The sequence below is a fragment of the Anaeroglomus insulsum genome (assembly GCF_050689095.1).
GTDB lineage: Bacteria > Planctomycetota > Phycisphaerae > Sedimentisphaerales > Anaerohalosphaeraceae > Anaeroglomus > Anaeroglomus insulsum.
The window spans coordinates 44,711-63,792 of sequence record NZ_JBOGCL010000005.1 but is presented as its reverse complement, the minus strand read 5'-3'; the positions used below and the strand labels follow the sequence as shown (position 1 = coordinate 63,792).

16 protein-coding genes are annotated in these 19,082 nt (G+C 51.9%); 12 read left to right on the top strand and 4 right to left on the bottom strand.

Annotated elements, in window-relative coordinates; genetic code table 11:
* The first annotated feature begins 93 nt into the window (after positions 1 to 93).
* The 12 genes from ACQ9LF_RS06170 to ACQ9LF_RS06115 all read left to right on the top strand — a co-directional run bounded on the left by ACQ9LF_RS06170 (position 94) and on the right by ACQ9LF_RS06115 (position 7,954).
* Positions 94 to 561 carry a hypothetical protein gene (locus tag ACQ9LF_RS06170; RefSeq protein ID WP_462488505.1) on the top strand — a complete coding sequence of 156 codons (468 nt, stop codon included), beginning with the start codon at positions 94 to 96 and terminating at the stop codon, positions 559 to 561.
* Positions 558 to 1,004 (top strand): hypothetical protein, encoded by a 447-nt coding sequence (locus ACQ9LF_RS06165; protein WP_462488504.1) that lies wholly within the window; start codon positions 558 to 560, stop codon positions 1,002 to 1,004. The genes ACQ9LF_RS06170 and ACQ9LF_RS06165 overlap by 4 nt, the downstream gene beginning before the upstream one ends.
* The gene (locus tag ACQ9LF_RS06160) at positions 1,001 to 2,962 is read left to right on the top strand and encodes a transposase domain-containing protein (protein ID WP_462488503.1); all 1,962 of its coding nucleotides are present in this window, start codon (positions 1,001 to 1,003) and stop codon (positions 2,960 to 2,962) included. The genes ACQ9LF_RS06165 and ACQ9LF_RS06160 overlap by 4 nt, the downstream gene beginning before the upstream one ends.
* 76 nt (positions 2,963 to 3,038) lie before the next feature.
* Positions 3,039 to 4,106 carry an AAA family ATPase gene (locus ACQ9LF_RS06155; protein WP_462488502.1) on the top strand — a complete coding sequence of 356 codons (1,068 nt, stop codon included), beginning with the start codon at positions 3,039 to 3,041 and terminating at the stop codon, positions 4,104 to 4,106.
* A 2-nt stretch (positions 4,107 to 4,108) separates the two neighbouring features.
* On the top strand, positions 4,109 to 4,354 hold the full coding sequence (locus ACQ9LF_RS06150) for a hypothetical protein (protein WP_462488501.1): 246 nt from the start codon (positions 4,109 to 4,111) through the stop codon (positions 4,352 to 4,354).
* Complete coding sequence (locus ACQ9LF_RS06145; RefSeq protein ID WP_462488500.1) at positions 4,351 to 4,731, top strand: ASCH domain-containing protein; 381 nt, start codon at positions 4,351 to 4,353, stop codon at positions 4,729 to 4,731. Before ACQ9LF_RS06150 ends, ACQ9LF_RS06145 begins: the two co-directional genes overlap by 4 nt.
* A gap of 30 nt (positions 4,732 to 4,761) precedes the next feature.
* Positions 4,762 to 5,301: a phage protein GemA/Gp16 family protein gene (locus ACQ9LF_RS06140; RefSeq protein ID WP_462488499.1), complete on the top strand. Its 540-nt coding sequence runs from the start codon at positions 4,762 to 4,764 to the stop codon at positions 5,299 to 5,301.
* Positions 5,279 to 5,791: a host-nuclease inhibitor Gam family protein gene (locus ACQ9LF_RS06135; protein ID WP_462488498.1), complete on the top strand. Its 513-nt coding sequence runs from the start codon at positions 5,279 to 5,281 to the stop codon at positions 5,789 to 5,791. The genes ACQ9LF_RS06140 and ACQ9LF_RS06135 overlap by 23 nt, the downstream gene beginning before the upstream one ends.
* A 12-nt stretch (positions 5,792 to 5,803) precedes the next feature.
* On the top strand, positions 5,804 to 6,151 hold the full coding sequence (locus ACQ9LF_RS06130; RefSeq protein ID WP_462488497.1) for a hypothetical protein: 348 nt from the start codon (positions 5,804 to 5,806) through the stop codon (positions 6,149 to 6,151).
* Positions 6,152 to 6,171: 20 nt separating this feature from the next.
* On the top strand, positions 6,172 to 6,636 hold the full coding sequence (locus ACQ9LF_RS06125) for a hypothetical protein (protein ID WP_462488496.1): 465 nt from the start codon (positions 6,172 to 6,174) through the stop codon (positions 6,634 to 6,636).
* Between the two features lie 42 nt (positions 6,637 to 6,678).
* Positions 6,679 to 7,149, top strand: coding sequence for a hypothetical protein (locus tag ACQ9LF_RS06120; RefSeq protein ID WP_462488495.1), 471 nt, complete (start codon positions 6,679 to 6,681; stop codon positions 7,147 to 7,149).
* Complete coding sequence (locus tag ACQ9LF_RS06115; protein ID WP_462488494.1) at positions 7,142 to 7,954, top strand: hypothetical protein; 813 nt, start codon at positions 7,142 to 7,144, stop codon at positions 7,952 to 7,954. The genes ACQ9LF_RS06120 and ACQ9LF_RS06115 overlap by 8 nt, the downstream gene beginning before the upstream one ends.
* A gap of 1,857 nt (positions 7,955 to 9,811) precedes the next feature.
* On the opposite strand, the gene ACQ9LF_RS06110 is transcribed toward ACQ9LF_RS06115, so the two are convergent.
* The 4 genes from ACQ9LF_RS06110 to ACQ9LF_RS06095 all read right to left on the bottom strand — a co-directional run bounded on the left by ACQ9LF_RS06110 (position 9,812) and on the right by ACQ9LF_RS06095 (position 19,075).
* Positions 9,812 to 10,858, bottom strand: coding sequence for a GGDEF domain-containing protein (locus tag ACQ9LF_RS06110; RefSeq protein ID WP_462488493.1), 1,047 nt, complete (start codon positions 10,856 to 10,858; stop codon positions 9,812 to 9,814).
* Positions 10,859 to 11,050: 192 nt separating this feature from the next.
* Positions 11,051 to 11,989: an SDR family oxidoreductase gene (locus tag ACQ9LF_RS06105; protein WP_462488492.1), complete on the bottom strand. Its 939-nt coding sequence runs from the start codon at positions 11,987 to 11,989 to the stop codon at positions 11,051 to 11,053.
* A gap of 18 nt (positions 11,990 to 12,007) precedes the next feature.
* On the bottom strand, positions 12,008 to 14,293 hold the full coding sequence (locus tag ACQ9LF_RS06100) for a polysaccharide biosynthesis tyrosine autokinase (protein WP_462488491.1): 2,286 nt from the start codon (positions 14,291 to 14,293) through the stop codon (positions 12,008 to 12,010).
* Between the two features lie 30 nt (positions 14,294 to 14,323).
* Positions 14,324 to 19,075: a tetratricopeptide repeat protein gene (locus ACQ9LF_RS06095; protein ID WP_462488490.1), complete on the bottom strand. Its 4,752-nt coding sequence runs from the start codon at positions 19,073 to 19,075 to the stop codon at positions 14,324 to 14,326.
* Between the last annotated feature and the right edge of the window lie 7 nt (positions 19,076 to 19,082).

Genomic DNA, 19,082 nt, shown 5'->3' with positions numbered 1-19,082 from the left:
CGAAGTAACGCTTACACCGGTTGTGTGCGACTCGTCGGAAAGCCCCCGGGCGATTTTATTCAAAAATGGATGATGTGGGCAGGGATGCGAACGATGGATTTTACCCAAGACACAGACATGAGCAGTGATTATGAAATTCTGATGGCGGTGATGGATGATCACAACATCACCGAAAAGCAGTTGACGCTTTGGACGGGGCTGTCCCGGGCGTCGATCAACCGGTACAAGCTGGGGCTGCAGACGGTCCCGTCGATTGTCTGGCGGGTGCTGTACGGCAGGACGCACGATGTGCGGGTGCTGCAGCTGTTGACCGGGCTGGACGAAGTGCTGGTGATCAGGCCCAAGGCCTACTGCGATCTGAAGCTGGGCATCAAGACGCTCCTGGAGATGCGGCAGCAGGAACTGGCCGTCGAACAGGCGGCGCTGGATATTCTGGCCGATGGTAAAATCGACATCAGCGACCATGAGGCAATCCAACGATACAAAATGGCCTTTCCCAAAATGATTGGGACTGCGACACAATTATATGGATTAATTATAGCAAACGAAAGGGGCATATGATGAAAGACACACAATATACGGTTCAAGACGCGGTTTGCCCGGAGTGCTTTAAGCTTTTGATCCGGCCACTGATGCATACTGAAGATTTGTCCGGCGATGGCGTTACGCGGCGTGGATACAGCGGATGGTGCACCGGCTGCGACAAGTCGTACGTGGTAATTCAGCGGCTGTTGGATGATGGCCGGTGGCGGATTCAGAAATATGCAGCCATGAAGCCGGTCTATGTCATCGACGGCGATTGGAAGATCATCGAGCAGCCGGATGGGACCGAGGCGGTGCCGCTGATCCAGACCGGGCCGGGCGGGGACTATTACCGGTCAGTGAGCGGCGAGGCGATCAATCAGACTGCCGCCCAGGCCAAAGAGGTGCTTATCAAGTGTGTTAACCTTATTGGCGAAGTCAATGATACCTTAAAGCAGCTTGTCCGGATTGCGGGAAGATGAATGCAAGAATCACCATTGATGAGGCGGCCAGAATCCTGGGCTGTTCGGCTCGTCATGTCCGGCGGATCTGTGAGGCAGGACGGCTTCCGGGGGCTCGTCGGGTTGGCAAGGTTTGGCATATTCCGCTTACCGCAGACAGCCGCTTATCGGGCGTCAAAAGTCCGGAGCAACTATCATCGGAACTCGATCTGACTGATATCCCCGCGCATAAACGTGATGAGGCAATACGCCGACGCGGATTGATTGAGGCTTGTGAGGCATATTGCAGCGTTGCCGTTCGCAATGGCACGGGCCGGGTCGAGGCGATGGAGCGGTTTTGCTACGAAAACAAAGTTCCACGTCAGACGATGTATGCCTGGATAGCCGCCTGGCGCAAACGTGGCTTGGCAGGGCTAATTGACAAACGAGGCGGCACTGGATTCAGCAAGATTATCTCGCCAGAGGCATGGAATGAATTTTTGAGTATGTATCTGACCCCTCAACAGCTGTCGGTTAAAACATGTTTAAATAACATTTTATATCTGGCCAAGGTTGAGAAGAAAAACTGGATAATTCCCAGCCTTCGCACGCTTCAGAAATACGTGGCAGACAAGGTGCCCCAGCCGGTGCTGGTGCTGCACCGTGAAGGAATGGCAGCATTTGAGGCCAAGTGTGCTCCGCATATAATTATCGACCAGGATAGTGTCGCCCCAGGCAGCGTTTGGGTGGGCGATCATCACCAGTTTGACTGCTGGATTCGGCATCGCGGCGACTGGGTGCGTCCATGGATAACCGCCTGGGAGGATTATCGAAGCAGAGCTGTTGTTGGATGGTATATATCGACCAATCCTAACTCGACGACAATTCTGCAGGCAATGCGGCGAGGTATAGAACGGTATGGGGCGCCAGAGTCAGTCAAGATCGACAACGGAAAAGACTATGATAGCCGGCTGTTTACAGGTCAGACCAAACAACAGCGCAAGAGCCGTATTTTGAGCGATGAGGACCGGCTAACCATCATGGGCATCTATGCGATGATGGGAATTTCGGTGTCATTTTCGATTCCTTATCATCCGCAATCCAAAAAGATTGAGCGTTGGTTTGATACGCTGGATTGTCAGTTTACCAAGACAATTCCGACATATTGCGGTAAAGATACCCAGCGGAGGCCCGAAGATCTGGCCGAGTATCTCAAAACACCTCAGGCAGTCGAACAGGCTTATACGCTGGAGACATTTGCGGCGGCGGTCAACCGCTACATCGACATTTATAACCGCACTTCACACAGCGGTCAGGGAATGAACGGAGCCTGTCCGCTGGAGTTTCTGCGGACGCGGGCGGGTATCCGGCAAATCGATCGCGACACCCTGAATCTGCTGATGCAGGTCTGGTCGGGTGAACTGATCGTTGGTAAAAATGGTATCAAGTTAATGGGAATGTGGTACGGGCAATACAACGCCGAGTTGATGCGGTATTTTGGTAAGCCCGTGCGGGCGGCTTATAATCCGGATGATATGCGAACGGTATCGGTCTATGACGCCAATACTTTCAGGCTGATTACCATTGCGGAGCAGGCCCGTCTGATTCAATATGGCGCTGTCAGTGAAGAGGAGCTTCGTGAGGCAATGTCCAATAAGAGCCGTGCGGTGCGGATTGTAAAGCAGGCTAAGCCCGCTGCACGCGTGGCAGCAATGAGCCTGACAGATCTGGCGATGGCGGCGCGAGCCGAAACGGCGTTTATGGTGGCAGATGAGGCAGCCAAGAACGTTAAACCCGTTCGAACGCCGCTGGACGGTCAAGCGGGACATCATCGGCGGAGCGAACAGACCCGGCTGCTTAAACGGGCCGTCGGCGATGGTGTGGGGGCGTCGCTGACATTTGTCGAAGACACGCCCCAGGTACAGATGAAGGAACTGACATTTGTGGAACCGGATGCAATAAAACCCGTGCTGAGGATATTTGGAGATGAACAGATATGAACCAAAGCCTGACGCATGGATGGATTTAACCAAGGCTCTTGAACAAGACGCTATGGTAAGAGAGGTAAGGATACCTATGCCAGAAGACAAAACAGCTGAGCAGCTTTTTATTAAAAATCTTCGTCTTTTCATGGCTGAGAACAAAGTCAGTCAGAAGACGCTGGCCGAGAAAATCGGCGTCAGCGATACGGCGATCAGTCAATTGATTCACGGACGGTATCCGGGTGATACGGAATCTCTAATCAAGAAAATTGCCGATTATTGCGATACCGTCGAACGTCGCAAAAAGGTGGACAAGGGGGCAACTTATGTTGACACGACTGTCGCCAGAAAAATATTTGCCGTGATCAAACAAACCCAGGCCTACAGCGACGACCATGAGGCCCGCATTAGCCTGATCGTCGGAGACAGCGGGCACGGAAAGAGCATTTGCCTGAAACAGTTTGCCAAGGTCAACGCCAACAGCGTTTATGTGCTACTGGATGACACCATGAGTTCGGCTGCGGTCTTTGCCGAAATTGCCAAGGCGCTGAAAATCGATTTTGCCGGCGGTGTGAAAACACTGACGGCTCGCATCGTCGAACGTCTGGCCGGGCGAGAAATGACAATTCTCCTCGATGAGGCGTCGGCACTGGATGTGCATAAGCTCAATCAGCTCCGACAGATTATTACCGTCCGCTGTAAGTGTCCGCTGATTGTGGCTGGCAATGCGCATCTGCTGAGCACTGTCAATCAGGACGTGATGCGGCGCGGCTATGAGAGTCTGGACCAATTCCGCTCGCGTATGCTGTGTATTCTGAATCTGGATGAACTGGCAGCCGCCGCCGGCGGAGGGGATGGCGGTGTGTATAGCACCGAGGACATCCGCAAACTCTATGAATACGGCGGGATCAGCTTGACACGGGACGCGATCAAACGGCTGCAGTCGATCTGCAGGACGGGCCAGACGGGCCGGCTGCGGACATGCAGCATTATCATTGCTGCACTGCATAAGGCCATCGAGATCCAACGAGATGAAATCATCACCGGCGAGCATATCGTTTCGGCCATTGTGGCACTGGGGCTTCCGATCAAGGATCGGTTGCCGGTGCTGACGGTCGAGACAATTCAACAAGACAACCAGGCAATGGCAAAAACGGCTTAGATATGAATATTATATTGGAGACCTTTGGGATTGCGGTAACATTACTGGCTGTGGCTGGGGTGTGGTACAACAATCATTTGGATCGGAGATGTTTTTATTTATGGATAGTCAGCAATGCCATCAGCCTGATGCTGCATTTGGCTGTAGGGATGTTTGCCTTGGCTATCCGTGATGCGGCCTTTTTGATTTTGTTAGCCGATGGATTAAGACGGTGGGCAAGAAAATTGAAAATGGATAACTCAAAATGACCAACGAAATAGAATTTGCTCCGCAGTTTATTTTACCTATACTGGAGGGCAGAAAGACACAGACGACTCGCATCCACGACCGCTTCGGCGATGTGGGTGACTTTTTGACTGTCGATGGCGGAGAGTGCTATGGCCTGCGGCTACAGATTACCGGAAAATGCAAAAAACATTTAAAGAATTTGAATTTTATCGAAATCAATCAAGAAGGCTTTATTACTCTGCAGAAATTTATGGAGTTCTGGGATTCGCTATATGGGGGGACTGTTTGGAGATCCCAGAATAACCCGGAAGTTATCATTATTGATTTTAAGATTATTTTAAGATGGTTTGACCGCCAGTGGATGGAGCGGATCCGCAGCGAGAAGGGTCTATTTTAAAATTGTAAATTGATAACTGAACATTTAACAATGACTAAGGACCAGATTAAATTGATTCAGACAGCGGCACGTGCAGCGGGGATCCGAGACGGTAATCTTGACGGTCGATATCGTTTTTTGCTGGCTCAATATAAAAAATCCAATGGACAGATCTGCGCTAGCTGCAAGGATTTGAATAATTATCAGGTAGATGACTTTTTGGCAATTTGCGAATCGCTGGGCTGGAGACATCCTGGGTTCTCAGCGACTCATTATCGCGACAAGGTGGCCAGGTCATATGATGGATATTATGCCAGTGATGCGCAGCGGAGGGCGATTGATTATTTGGCTGGTGATTTAGGCATATGCGGAGAGCCACTCAAACAATTCATTATGCGAATGACGCTAAACAAAATTCGCACTGTCAGCCAGTTGAACGGACGCCAGGCATACAATATCATTGAGGCACTTAAGGCGGTGTTAGCTCGGAAAACTGGCAGAGTATACGATACATTAAACGATGTTTCCACTTATTTTAGGGAAAACAATCATGGCAAGGAAGACTTTCGTGAAAAAACGTGCCCGATCTAAGCAGTCAATTGTTGCGATTGCAGACTGGCAGCGGGCGGACGAAATACTCAAAGATCTTGGGGATCTGGTTAATACTATTTCAACTGCAGAGGCGAATGCAAAAGACGAAATTGACCGTATCAAGGAGAGCCTAAAGCAGTCCACAGCATCAGCGGCGGTTCAGATTGATATATTGACAAACAGCCTACAGGCATTTTGTGCTGCGCATGCCGAGGATTTTGGAGGAGCCAAAAGCCGAAAGCTGCAGTTTGGCACTGTGGGCTGGCGTTCTAGTACAGCCATCAAGATTGCCAACGCAAAAGATACTGTTGATCAAATTAAGGTAGTTTTTGGCAAAAAAGCGGAGACATACCTCCGCATCAAGGAAGAACCGGACAAGGATAGTCTGGCTAAACTCACGGATGAACAATTGGACGCGGTGGGCTGCAGGCGGGAAAAAAGGGATGTTTTTTTTGCCGAGCCCGAATTGATTGAGGCAATCAAATATTGAAAGGGGTACCCGATGTCTATGGATGTCACAGCATTCGAAAAGTCTCGATGTCTCTCGATCCTACTGAATGCTCATAAGCCACTGAAGGCGATTGATATTGCCCAACACATCGGGATTTATGGTCAACGAGAGACTTTGCGCCGACGAGTGCGTCGTATCGTTCAGACTTTACGTAATGAAGGAGTTTTTATTGTTGCTGCCAATCCTGACGGATATTGGTTAACGGAAGATCAACAGCTGTGGATCGATTACCTGGAGGGACGGGTAATCAGCAGTAAACGGTGTATTGGTGATGCAAGTCGCAAAAAACGAATGGTTTCTGATGTTAATGGTCAGGGACTGTTATTTGTACATAATTAGACAAATTAAAAAGGAATATTATGAGTTTATTGACGCAAACTAGTTTGAGTCGCGGGTATCCTCCCATTGCTGATATTATTGGAGAATTAGAATCATTGGGACTGGAGGGTATACCGCTGGGGGAAACGAATTTTATCGAAGACTATTACAAGACTCTATGGGGTCTGGTCAGCAGCGTCCGCTGGGCGATGACCCTTAGTGTTTATGCGGCAACACCGACGACATTCAATGTACGCAGCGGGAGCTATATATATGACACAACAGTTAAGACCTACCAGGCCGGAGCTGCCATCAACCCGCCAGACAATGATACGACATATGTCTGGATGAAGTCAGATAATACTCTTGGGTTTGATGTAGATGGTAATGGATGGCCGACGACTGAACATATCAAGCTGGCCGAAATTGATGTTGACATCGATGGACTGATTACGGCCATTCGGGATATGCGATATCCCACGATTTATTTGACGCCTGCGGTTTAATATATGTTTAAACAATAACGAAAACCAGTTTTTAGGTGCTATATGCAAAATCATATTATCAAAAACAAGTCTTCCCAGAAGATTTATATTTTTGCGGAAAATGCTACAACACGGGTCGGCGTAACGGGTCAAGCAGCCAATATTACTGCTCGAATCTCAAAGGATGGTGGTGCTGTGGTTCAGACCACCGATGTCAATCCGACCGAAGTCGATGCGACTTATATGCCCGGCGTCTATGCTTTTGATATGACCCAAGCTGAGACCAATGCCAATATGATTCTTTTGGCTGCATTATGTACAACATCCGGCATAGTGATTTATCCGGAGGTTATTATGACCATGCCAGATGTGGACTTGGCTGCTAAGGCTGATAAAAAGCTGTTGAATAAGGCTGAATATAACAAATCTACCGGAAAGCAGACTGTTTATGATGATGATGGAATGTCTATTTTGATGTCGTTTAATTTTAACGAGACAGCAGGCGTCGAATCACGGATACGAACGGATGCTTAATAAGAATCGACGCTCTTTAACTGAAGGAGATTTTGGCGGTTATCTGCCACTATACGGCGGAATGCTGACTGAGGGGGACTTTTGGCCAAGACAAATTGATGCTTATACAATTTATCGCGGCCAGGATGGCGTAATTGATTATGATTGGCCTGTTGCTATTATGGCTGTGAACATAGACTCCATTTTGATCACAGGGCAGTCATTGCCGGCATCCAGCCAGTGGTGGTATGTCCGGCGTAAGGTTAAAGGCTGCTGCGGATTAGAAGGCAACGACTCTGTGCCATGCAAAGTTCGCATCGGCGATGATGGCCAGATGATTGGCAATGCGCCTAATCCTCCGGTGGATTTAATGGCGGAGCTCATGGCTGGCGGACGTGTTCGGCTTCGTTGGCGGTATGTGCCAGGCGGTCAGGATACGCCAGCGTTCGGATTTGCAATATATTTGCAGTTGGCCGATATTCCGCTAACGACCATCAATTGGTATCGAAAGCCACTAAGCGAAGGAGATTTTCGCCCAATCTTGGAAGATTGTGCATGGATGCTGCGTGAGGGAGACTTTGGTCCTTATGGTAACCGAATTGATGATGAGATTCCATGTGGAATTGTTCAGGGCAGCATCGCTCGAAACAATGCGTTTATCTGGAACAGTCCTTCATTGACCCATGGCAAGATATATCGATTTATAGTGCGGTCGTACTCTGATGACGGCACTTTGTCAGATTCGACGGCCAGGGTGGATGTAATACCGGATGCAGTCGGACCATTGGCGTCTGTGACGCCTACGGCAGATTGGACGGAGCTATAATGAGACAGCAGGACCAGGTTAAATTAGACAAACGAATCGAACAGGCCGGGATATTGCCTTATGCTCAAATGGATCAGCCTCCGGCAAGAATATCAGGAGTTATGCGGACGGCTTATTGTAAGTTGGACGCTGGAACCGGTAGCACCATAGAATGTTATTTAGACAATGATTCTTTTGGAAAAGAAATAACAGTCCATTGTCGGCTATTTGAAGGTGCTGCAAATCTTTCAGAGTGTGCCCCTTTGCTTGCCGATGGAGATTGTATTGATGTCTATTACGATGGATCTAAATGGCGATGTCCATATCCGTTTATAAAGTCGGAGGATTGCCCATAATGCCCCTCAAGCGAGATGGCGACACAGGATTAGTTTTGCGTAAATCTGGTGGAGGTCTATGCCGGACTTGCTGTGGGTCAGAGCCTCAGTATGCTTCCGGAACAGGCTGCTGCTGCTTTCTTGATCCAAACCCGGAGGAATGGTCTTTTACCAAGGTATATAGTGAAGGACAAGCTGTTCGTTATAATGGGAAAAATTATTTTAGTATTTTTGACGGAAATGTCGGTCTTATACCTGGAGTTAGTTATTGGTGGTTTTATTACGAAGACTGTGGTAATGCAAATTGGAACTCTTGTCCTCCATACGGAGGGCCCACCAAAACCCCATTAATATATCATATTTCAGACACTATTACACACCCTGATTACGATCCAATCCAAGTAGAGGTGGATTTGTTTCATGTTGGCCTTGGTGGATGCGATCACATTGGTCCAGACTTTAACGAATGTGTCTGCTTTTCCAATTGTGCGTGGACAGGGTCTATAAACGTCACTATGAGACATAAGCAAAACAACACATATTTTCTTCGTCTTGACTACGTAATAAATCTTAACTTTTCTTATCTTGGTAGTAAGCGAACGCTTTTGTACATTCCATTTCCAGATTCCACGTGGCCAAACGATCTATGCAGATACGTAGACTATCCTTTTTTACTGCTCGACGCCTGCATGATCTCTGGAAGCTATGTCAACGATTGGCATAATATTAGCTGGAGACCCAAATGATGAGTTGCTGTAACAAAACCATGAAGAATATTGTCAATGGGATGTTTTTGGCTAGTATTAGTAAATTAATGCATTTGCCTAATACGACTTCTAAATGGTCAATTGCTCGACTTACACAATGCCAGAATTGTACTGAATCAACGTGGATTTCGATTTCTCAGTATATATGGTTTCTAAACAATAACGGCATTGTAAATGTTATTAAGAATTTAGACGACTTGTCGGCTCTTCCTCCGATACCAAAGCAAAATTATAAGCCTGGCGCTAAATTATTTTGTTCGATATGTAAGTGCTGGATTCCAGCTAAGGTTAGGGTTCAAGACGAAAAATGCCCATTGAATAAATGGATTAATTGAATTAAGGCGGATTTTAAAATACCGCTAAAATAATTTTAAATTTTGTTTTTTCTGTACCGCGAAAAGGAATAGACCCCTTTTGCGGTTAAAGTCTGCGCATAGGTCTATTCTCAACTTCGTGCGCAATTTCTCGTTTTGGCCTGCGCACTACAGCAACACAGCCAAGCAGAGCTTGGCTGTGAAAGGGTGTATTCCGTTGTCTGCGATTTCTATTCATTTTTCATAGGCCTCCGTATAGGGGACGAAATTGCAGTTTTTGTTCGAAAAATCGAAATATCGCGGGACGTGAGAAAATATAAGTCCAGTGCGGACAGAGAATAAAAAAATTATGGAATTTTTACGAATAGCAAGATAGTGTTAGCGTAATTTGTGCTATTCGGAGAATGCGGATGCACAATAAGAGATACAGTCAGTCAATGAATCCGGGTCAAAATTGCAGGATTATTGGATGCAGTCGGTCTGGTTTGAGGGTTCTGCGGCCTCTTCAGAGGCCCCGACGATATGAATCCTGTTTTTGCCGCTGCGTTTGGCCTGAAGCATGGCCCGGTCGGCCTGCTCAAACAACTGCTTCATATCCCAGCCGTCCTTGGGGAACGACGCCAGCCCGCCGCTGATGGTCAGGTGGCCCTTGCCGGAGGCCCCCAGAGACGACAGTTTGGTCTTGCTGAGCTGCAGGCGGAAGCGTTCGGACATAAAGACGGTTTCTTTGGGGTGCTCGCTGAGGGATTTGCGTCGTTCCGGCTCGATGTCGGTGTGCGTGACCTCGGAGGGCAAATCCCAGAAGACCACCGCGAATTCATCCCCGCCGACGCGGGCGACGACATCATGGCTGCGACAGCATCGCTTCATCATCTGGCCGACCTGATAGAGGACCGCATCCCCCACGGCGTGGCCGTACTGGTCATTGTAGTGCTTGAAGTTGTCGATGTCGAACAGCAGCAGGGTAACATGAAAGTTATCCGTACGCGCATACTCCAGAATCTGGGTCAGGAATTGTCGGATATAGCGTCGATTTTTCAGATGGGTTAAGTCGTCTTCTGTGGCCAGCCGTTCGAGCTGCTCGATGGTGTGTTCGACGTCAGCCGATCGAAGACGGGTCTGCTCGCATGGCTCGATGAAGGGCCGTATGGTCTCAATAAAGCCCTGCGGGTAGAGCAGGTAATCATCGGCTGGTTTGACATCACCCTGTCGGCTCTGCAGCAGGGATCGGACCAGGGGTTCCTGCTGCATGGAGCACAGCAGCACAATCCGTGCCTGCGGGCAGCACTGACGCAGCAGGTTCAGGGATTGGTAACGAGTCCCTGCGATGGTGTCAAACGGCACGAGGATCAGATCAAAGGGGGTCTGAGCGGCCAATCCGACAGCGGCCTGCACCGAGTCGCAGCAGGTCGGCTGCAGTCGGTAATGACTCGCCAACTTCCCTGCAATGGTCCGGTGATGCCCCAGGACCAGAATGCGTCTGAGGGGCAGCGTTATTGGAGAAGCCATCAGGACTTACCTTCCCTTCAATAGAATAATCCCCGGTTCCTGACAGGATTTCCGGATTGGATGTATGACAATGTCTTGTTTTGTCCTCATACCCTCGATTCTCCAGATAAAAGATACCCAATTCAGTCATTAAAGTCAATGCCGAACAAACGGGCTGATACGAATGCGGTGGGGCTGAACGGGGCGGGGTATTCAGACCAGATGGGTCCTGTACCAGGCGATGGCTTTGTGTAATCCCTCTTCGAATAAGACCACCGGCTCATAGCCGATGACGGCTTTGGCCAGCTCGATAGACGCCAGGGAGTGCTTGACATCTCCGGCCCGGCTGGGCTGATACTGGATCGGGACCTGTTTGCCCAGAATCTGGTTAATCAGGCCAATGATCTGGTTGACGGAGATCCGCTGGCCGCAGGCGATGTTGACCACTTGTCCGCTGACGGATTTAGCCCTGGCCGCCAGCAGGTTGGCGTGAACGACATTGTCGATATAGGTGAAATCCCGTGTCTGTTCGCCGTCGCCATAAACTACCGGCGATTCATTTTTGAGGATTTTGGTCACAAAGGCCGGGATGGCTGCGGCATACTGACTGGTCGGGTCCTGGTAGGGGCCGAAGACGTTGAAATAGCGTAACGCGATGGTTTCCAGGCCATAGACCTTGTAGAAAACGCTGCAGTAGTACTCGCCGAAGAGCTTGGCTGCCGCATAGGGCGACAGGGGATGGGTCGGCATGGATTCGACTTTGGGCAGCGTCGGCGTATCGCCATAGGCCGACGAGCTGGCCGCATAGACGAAGCGTTTGACCTTGTTTTCTTTGGCCGCCAGCAGCAGGGTAAAGGTGGCGTCCACGCAATGCCGATGGGTGGTGGCCGGGTCCACGACGCTGCGCGGAACTGACGGCACGGCTCCCTGATGCAGCACGACATCAATATCCCGGGTCGCGGCACGGGCAACGTGACTATCGCCCATATCGGCCTCAATAAACTCGATTTTATCCAGAATCCCCTCCAGATTCTGTTTCTTGCCGGTCAGGAGATTGTCCACCACCCGGACAAAACAGCCTTCCTGCACCAGTTTCCGACAAATGTTGGAGCCGATGAAACCGGCACCGCCAGTGACCAGATATCGATTCATATGTGTCTAATCCGTTTGTTAGTAAGCCTGTTTGAGCTGGACGCGCTGGTATTCCTGATAGGACCGATAGAACTCGCGGAAATAGCCTCCCTTGCGACTCTTGACGCCCATCAGGACGGTGCCGAGGGTATTGGCATGGACATTCTGGAGTTCCCGCAGGATACGCTGAGCCGTGCCGCGGTGCGTTTCGGCGGCACTGAAGACCACCAGGGTGCCGTCGGCGCTGGTGGCCAGGACTTTGGCATCACTGACCAGCAGGGCAGGACCATCGAGGATGACATAATCATACATCTGCTTGCAGCGTTCCAGAAGCTGATGCATCCGGGGGCTGTCCAGCAGCTCGGCGGGATTGGCCGGCAGGGGACCGCTGTCGATAATATCCAGCCCTTCAATGCCGCTGAAGCGAATGATGTCTTTTTCTTCGGGGCACTGACCCATCAGGTAGTTGCTCAGTCCGAAATCGGGATGTTCGGATACCGCCCCGTTGGTTTCGGTCCGGGGGAACAGATGGCCGGTGGACGGTCTGCGCAGGTTGGTATCGATCAGCAGGATCCGTTTGTTTTCATAGAGCATGGTGCTGGCCAGGTTGACGGCGACGGAGGTTTTGCCATCGCCTGCGGCAGGGCTGGTGATCAGCAGGACCTTGTGGTCGCTGCCTGCAGGGCCTGACAGTTTCAGGTTGGTTCGCAGCTGGCGATAATTTTCGCTCATAATGGAATAGGGTGCCTGGCGAACCACGTGTGCCAGTTCCACCTTCTCGACATCTTTATCGTCATCAGAATGGCAAATGGTGCCCAGCAGCGGTGTTCGCAGATGCCGCATGACGTCGCTGGGGGTGCGGAGCAGGTCATTGAGCAGTTCCACGGCAAATGCCAGCCCCAATCCGGCCAGCAGTCCCAGAATAATGCCCGCCGGCAGCATCAGTTCAATCCGGGGGAAACTCATCCGCAGGGGTTCGGGAGCCAGGCCGATGACCCGCAGTTTGGAAATCAGCGGGTCCTGAATCTGGGCATACAGCTTCTCAATATAGCTGTTCATTTCATTGAGCATGTCAATTTCATCCTTGCGCTGGACTTCCAGTTTGTTGTATTCAGCACGAATGATATCGACATCCTTGTATTCCGCCTGGGCGGCTTTGAGTTGTTCGGTGACGGTGTCCAGCTGCTGGATCAGGGCGGCCATCTGATCTTCGGCGGCCTGATATTGGGATTTCCGGACGATATCGCCGATTTCCTTCTGGCGTTTGGCCAGGTCTTCATTCATCTGTCGCAGAGAGTCACGGACTTCCTTGACGGAACGGTGATCTTCCCCAAACCGGGTCAGGCGTTCGGCCAGGATAGGCTGAGTGGCCGCAATGTTGGCACGAATCTGACGGGCGATGGCATCCTGTTCGATCTGCTCCTGGACGACTTCATCAAACTGCACATTTTCGGCGCGTCGTTTCAAGGTTGCGATCTGGATTTCCAGATTGGCCCGGGCACTGTCCAGGCTGCTGAAGCTTTTCTCGATGTCTGCGATTTTCTGGTCCATATAATCGCGGAAGGTATTGTTGTCCGACAGATTCAGGCGGGCAAAACGCGTTCCGGAACGGATGTTGGCCAGCGAGGCTTCGATGGTGTCGCGTCGCCGGATGATTTCCTCCCGCTGTTTGGTGCGTTCAGCCAGCTGGGCTCGAATGGACTGCAGGGCCAGGTCACGCTGAGAAGCCATGAATTTATCGACCATTTTGTTGACGATTTTGGCCGATTCCTGGGCGCTGCCGCAGGTCATGCCGACTTCGATAAAGACGAAATCACGCGGGGCTGTCGCGGTGAGGTGGTCTTCGAGGTCTTCGATGGCCTTCCTGACGGCTTTGTCTCGTCCTCCGACGATGTTGCCGTTGGCGTCCACCTGGGCGAACTGCTTAAACCACCTGGTGTTGCGAATCTCTTCGTCCTGAATCAGCTCATTGAGCAGCGTCTGCTGTTTAACCAGGGCGGCCTTGGTGAAGCGGAACTGGTAGTACGTATCTTTCTGCGGCTGGCTGATATTAAAGGTCAGCGGGTCGCCTTCCACCGGGGGCAGGACCTCAATCTGGGCACGGGCTGTATAGCGAGGATAAACCCGCTGCAGCAGAAAATGGGCGGCAGTACCGACGAGGGCACCGCCAATGGTAAACAGGATAATCATCCAGACATGCCGACGCAGGATGCCCAGAATCTCCTTGGGTGTCATTGCATCCGCTGCGGGCATCGGGGCGGTTATGGGCCGCGGCAGGGAAACCGCTGCCGGAGAGGTTGCTGCACGCTGTATGTTCTGATTCATAAGTCTTGCTCCTTAAAGGGCATTACCGGTTTAACGTTTTAAACTTTGAATAGTCTGTTGTAAATAGAGTTTTTCTTTATCCGGGATGTCCGTTCCCAGTTCTTTGGCTTTTTCAAATGCGGCCAGGGCTTCGGTGTTTTTGGTCTGGCCCATCAATGCCATCCCCAGATGTTTATAGACATCCCAGGGCGGTACGGTGCTGGTGCGTTCATAAGAGGCCAGGACCTGCCGCATGTAGGTTTCGGCCTGGGCATAGTCGCCGGTTTTGCATAAGGCATACGCGTAGGTATCCAGGAAAACCGGATTGCCCGGCAGTTTCTGGTAGGCCCGTCGTGCATACGAAACGGCCTTATCCAGCTCGATATCGTTGTCGGCCATCAGATAGGCGATATTGTTCATGATGGTTTCGTCATTGGGCCGCAGCTTCAGGTTGGTTTCCAGTTGGGCCAGGGCCTGTTTAAGATAGTTTGCGTCGGCTGTTTTGACATACGCCTGCATCAGGATGTTGGCCTTGCGATTGGAATATTCCAGCCAGGGCATGGTGTTTTGCGGGGTGTTTTCCAGGCACTGGTCAATATGGGTCAGGGCCTTGTTGAATGCCCCGGCCTTCTCGGCCAGATTGACCAGCATCAAATGGGCCGGAATGAATTTGGGGTCTGCGGCCAGTTTTTGTGTGCACCAGGACTCCACATTGGCAGCACCGAGCACCCGTTCCATGACAGACAGGGTGGCCAGCAGGGACGTGGGGGTATTGGCGGCTTTCTCGATGGCCCGGGAGAAGGATTCTGCGGCTTTGTCCGGCTGATTCAATTGGGCCTGGACGGTGGCGATGTTCCAGTAAGCCACCGGCGCCAGCGGGCCATCAATGTATTTTGCCGCAACGGAGGTCGCGTTCTCCAGTTTCCCAGCGGCGATGAGGGCTCCCAGATAATGGTCCAGTGCCGTCGGGTCATTGGTTCCTTTTTTCTGGGTCAGAGTCAGAGCCGATTCCAGCAGTTTCAGGGCGGTTGGGTAATCTTTCTGTTCGAGATAGAACAGGCCCGCCCGGCTGATCCAGAAGGGATCTTCGGGGAATTTTTCGAGTGTTTTGGTGTAGAACAGTTTTAAATCATTATAGCGTTTGTTTTCCCGATAGAGCGTCTCGAGCATCAGACGAAGCTGCTGGGGAGCCTTGGAGTCGTTGAGGCCGGAGCTCAATTCGCCGGCGGCGGCTTCAATCTGTCGATTCTGGCTGTAGAGCGTAGCCAGCTCCATCCGAACCGAGGAATCCGGGGTGATGGATTTACTCCGCTGCAGGGCGTCAATGGCCTGCTGCGACTGTCCCATCAGACGATGGATGCGGCCTTTGAGCCGCCAGCCGCCGGCACTGTTGACGTCTTTTTCGAGGTAACGCTGCGTCTTGGTCAATGCGATTTCCAGATTGCCCCGCATCATTTCCAGCCACGCGTCCAGCAGCAGACCCCGGTTGTCATCGGGGTGGCGTTCCTGGAAACTGGCCAGCCTGGCCTCGGCGGGCTGATTATGGCCGGAATCGAGATATTTCTGGATCATCCAGAGTTCCTGATCGACGGTCAGTTCCTTCTTTGCCAACAGATCGAGGCAGGCCTTCATTTCATCCCACTGGTTGAGGCCCTGATGGGCTTCGATCAGTCCCTGCAGGATGTCGGTCTGGTCGGGAGTTTTCTGGTTGAGGGCGTTGAGAATCTCCAGAGCCTTGCCGTACTGGCTGTCATTCAAATAAAACCGCCACAGGATATTGTCGTTGCCGGCAAACAGCTCAGTGGCTTTCTGGCGCTGGTTGGTGATTCGCAGATATTCGGCGTAGGCCATCTGAACCGCAGTGTCGGCAGGAGCCATCTGCCAGGCTTGTTCATAAGCATTGCCGGCGATTTCCAGCAGGGCGCTCTGCTTGGCCGAGTCTTTTTCATTCTGGGCCTGCCGCAGGGCCATATTGGCCAGCATTATGGCGTTGGTTGAGTTGGGATAGTTTTTGAGCAGGACCTGCCGCATGGCCAGGGCCCGCTGGGGGTCCTGCTGGTCGAGGGTTTCGGCGTAGATGCTCTGGAGCTGCCATTCACCCGGATTCAGCACCATGGCCAGACCCACCGCCCGGTCGGCTTCAGCGATTTGCTGGTCGGTGACCTTGCTTCCCAGGTCGCGGTTGCGCTCAAACAGCGAGGATGCCAGCTGCCGGGCGGCCAGGCCGCTCTGGGGGTCCATCTGGAATGCAAGGGTGGCATTTTCAACCGCGGCGGAGTAGTTTTTCTGCCTGAGATATACCTGGCTTTTGAGAATGGCAGCCGTGACCAGCGAGGGGCGAAGCGCCAGGCATTCGTCCAGACGCCGCAGAGCGGTCGTGTAATTTTCCCGGGCAATTTCCAGTTGGGCGGCAAACAGATTGCCTTCACAGCCGTCGGGATTTTTGTCTCGTATTTTCTGATAAATGGACTCTGCGGTTTTGATGTCTTTCTGATCCAGCAGGAATCCAAAATAGCCGCTGCAGACTTCGATATTCTCCGGAGCCAGTTGGTAGGCCTTCTGATAGTGTTCCTTCGCCAGGTCGATTTTCCCGATGGAACGATAATGCTGACCCAGCCCGATCGCACGCTGCAGAGGGTCCTGGGTCTGGAGCAGCACCTGTTCCATCAGTTCGGTCCGCCGGCTGGAAGTCACGGTTTTGGGATCCGGCTCAGCCAGTTCCAGCTTGAGCAGCTGAGCGGTGGTATTGGTCGGGAACGCGGCCAGATACTGGTTGACCAGGTCGGCGACTCCCGGGATATCGTTGGCGATGGCATAACGACAATAAGAGGCCAAAATGCCTGAATCGAGCTTGTCGGGGGCTTTGTCTATCAGACGTTTGATCAAGTCCCCCTGTTGGCTGCGAAGCTTTGCCAGTTGGGCCTGCTGAGCCGGCGTGGCGCCGGTGGAACCCCCCAGATTGATTTGTCCCTGGAGACGTCCAACCTGCATGGTGGCTGCCATCAAGCGGGTCAAGAGGGTCTGGACATCCTGCGGGTCCAGACCGCTGACAATGGCGTCCACCTGATCGAACTGGCCTGCCTGAATCAGGGCATTGGCCAGCATAATCTGAACCCGGGGGCTTTTGCCGTAGATGTTGATGTACGACCGGAGGATATCGGCAGCACGCTGGCCGCCCTGGAGTTCCAGCAGGACCGAGGCATAATCCAGAATAGCCCCGGGTTTTTCGGGGGCGATACTGTTTTGATTGTACAAAGCTTTCTCAAGAAACTCCCGCTGCATTCCGAGGGACCGCTGTCCGGCGGCGATGCGTGAGAGCATATAGCACAAGTGCGCATCAATGGTGGAGTAATCGCCGGGTTTGTCGAGGGCTTTGTATTCCTGATAGATTTTGTACAGCGTGCGGAAGGCCTGGTCGGTTTGTCCTTCAGCAAGCAGCTGCAAGCCCTGCCACTGTCGGGTCAGGAGGTTGTTTTCACCCAGTGCCTGGGTGATGCTGCTGACCATATTTTTGGTTTTGGCCAGATACTCTTTTTCCCCGGCTGTGTCCTGGGATTCGCGTGCCAGCAGGGTTTGATCCAGATAACACTTGGCCAGGAAAATCTGAAGCATCAGACGATTCTGGCGGGCGGCACCTTCTCGGGGGCCGGGTACCACGGTCGCTTCGGGGTAGGTCAGGGCTTGTTCCGCCTCCTGAATCGCTCGCAGGGTGAGGTCTTTTTCGCCATAAAACGAGCCGGTGCGATACAGCAGCGATGCCAGACGCATGGCGTGGGAGACCTTTTTATCTGTGGCGATACGTAAGGCTTTTTCTATATGCTGTATGGCCAGGTCCAGTTCCTGCCTGCGATCCATGGCTCCATGCAGTTCATAGCTGGTGGAGACAATCGCCAGGATGCGGTCGGAGTCCGGAAATGCGGCAGCAATCGCCTGGGCCTCCTGACGAACAGCAGGCAGCAAATTGGGATCGGACTGAGCCTGCCGCAGACGCATTTCAAGTGCTAAAGCATTCGCCAGGCTTTGGTCGGAGGCATTTTCTTTGGCCTGCTGGATAATCTGCCTGACATCCTCCTGTGCCTTTTCGCGGGCGGTTTTTAACGCGAATGCCGACGTATTATCCTTCAGCTCGGTTGCCCCCTTGAGATACTCCAATTCGCCTTTGAGCAGGGTGGCATCGATGAGGTATTCATAGATTCTGCCGTTGTCGGGCGTTTTCTTTTTGAGTGTTTCCAGGTCGGTGATGGCTTTGGTTACCAGGGTTTCACGGGATGCCGACGTGCCGATCCGGGCGATTTCCAGTGAGGCCCGTGCATTGGCCATCAGGACCTCGATATCCGGCTCTGTTTGGGTCTTTGCGAACGCTTCGAGCAATTTGGACGAGTGTTCTTCGACCATCTTCCAGGCACCGCTGCCGCCGCTGTCGCCCATCTGATAATAATAATCCATCAGTTTGCGGCGGGCTTCGATATGATTGGGATTGACATTCAGCACGGTTTGCCAGCAGCCCAGAGCCTTGCGCCAGTTGGGTTCGTGAGTTGGTGTGCTGGTCAGATGGAATTGGGCCATCTCAAAGAGGATGTCAATCTTGTCCTCATCCAGTTTGGAGTAAGTATAGGCCTTGCCAAACAGTTGTTCGGCGGTTCGAAAATCCTGGTTTTTGAATGCTTCACGGGCCTTGCTGAGGCTGTATTCGGGATTTCGCTCCCGCCACATCCGAAAGCCGACAACGGAGCCGCCGGCAAGACAGAGAACGACGAGTGCCAGTAACGAATAAGCTACTTTTTTATTCAGCTTTTTTGCCATTCTTCAG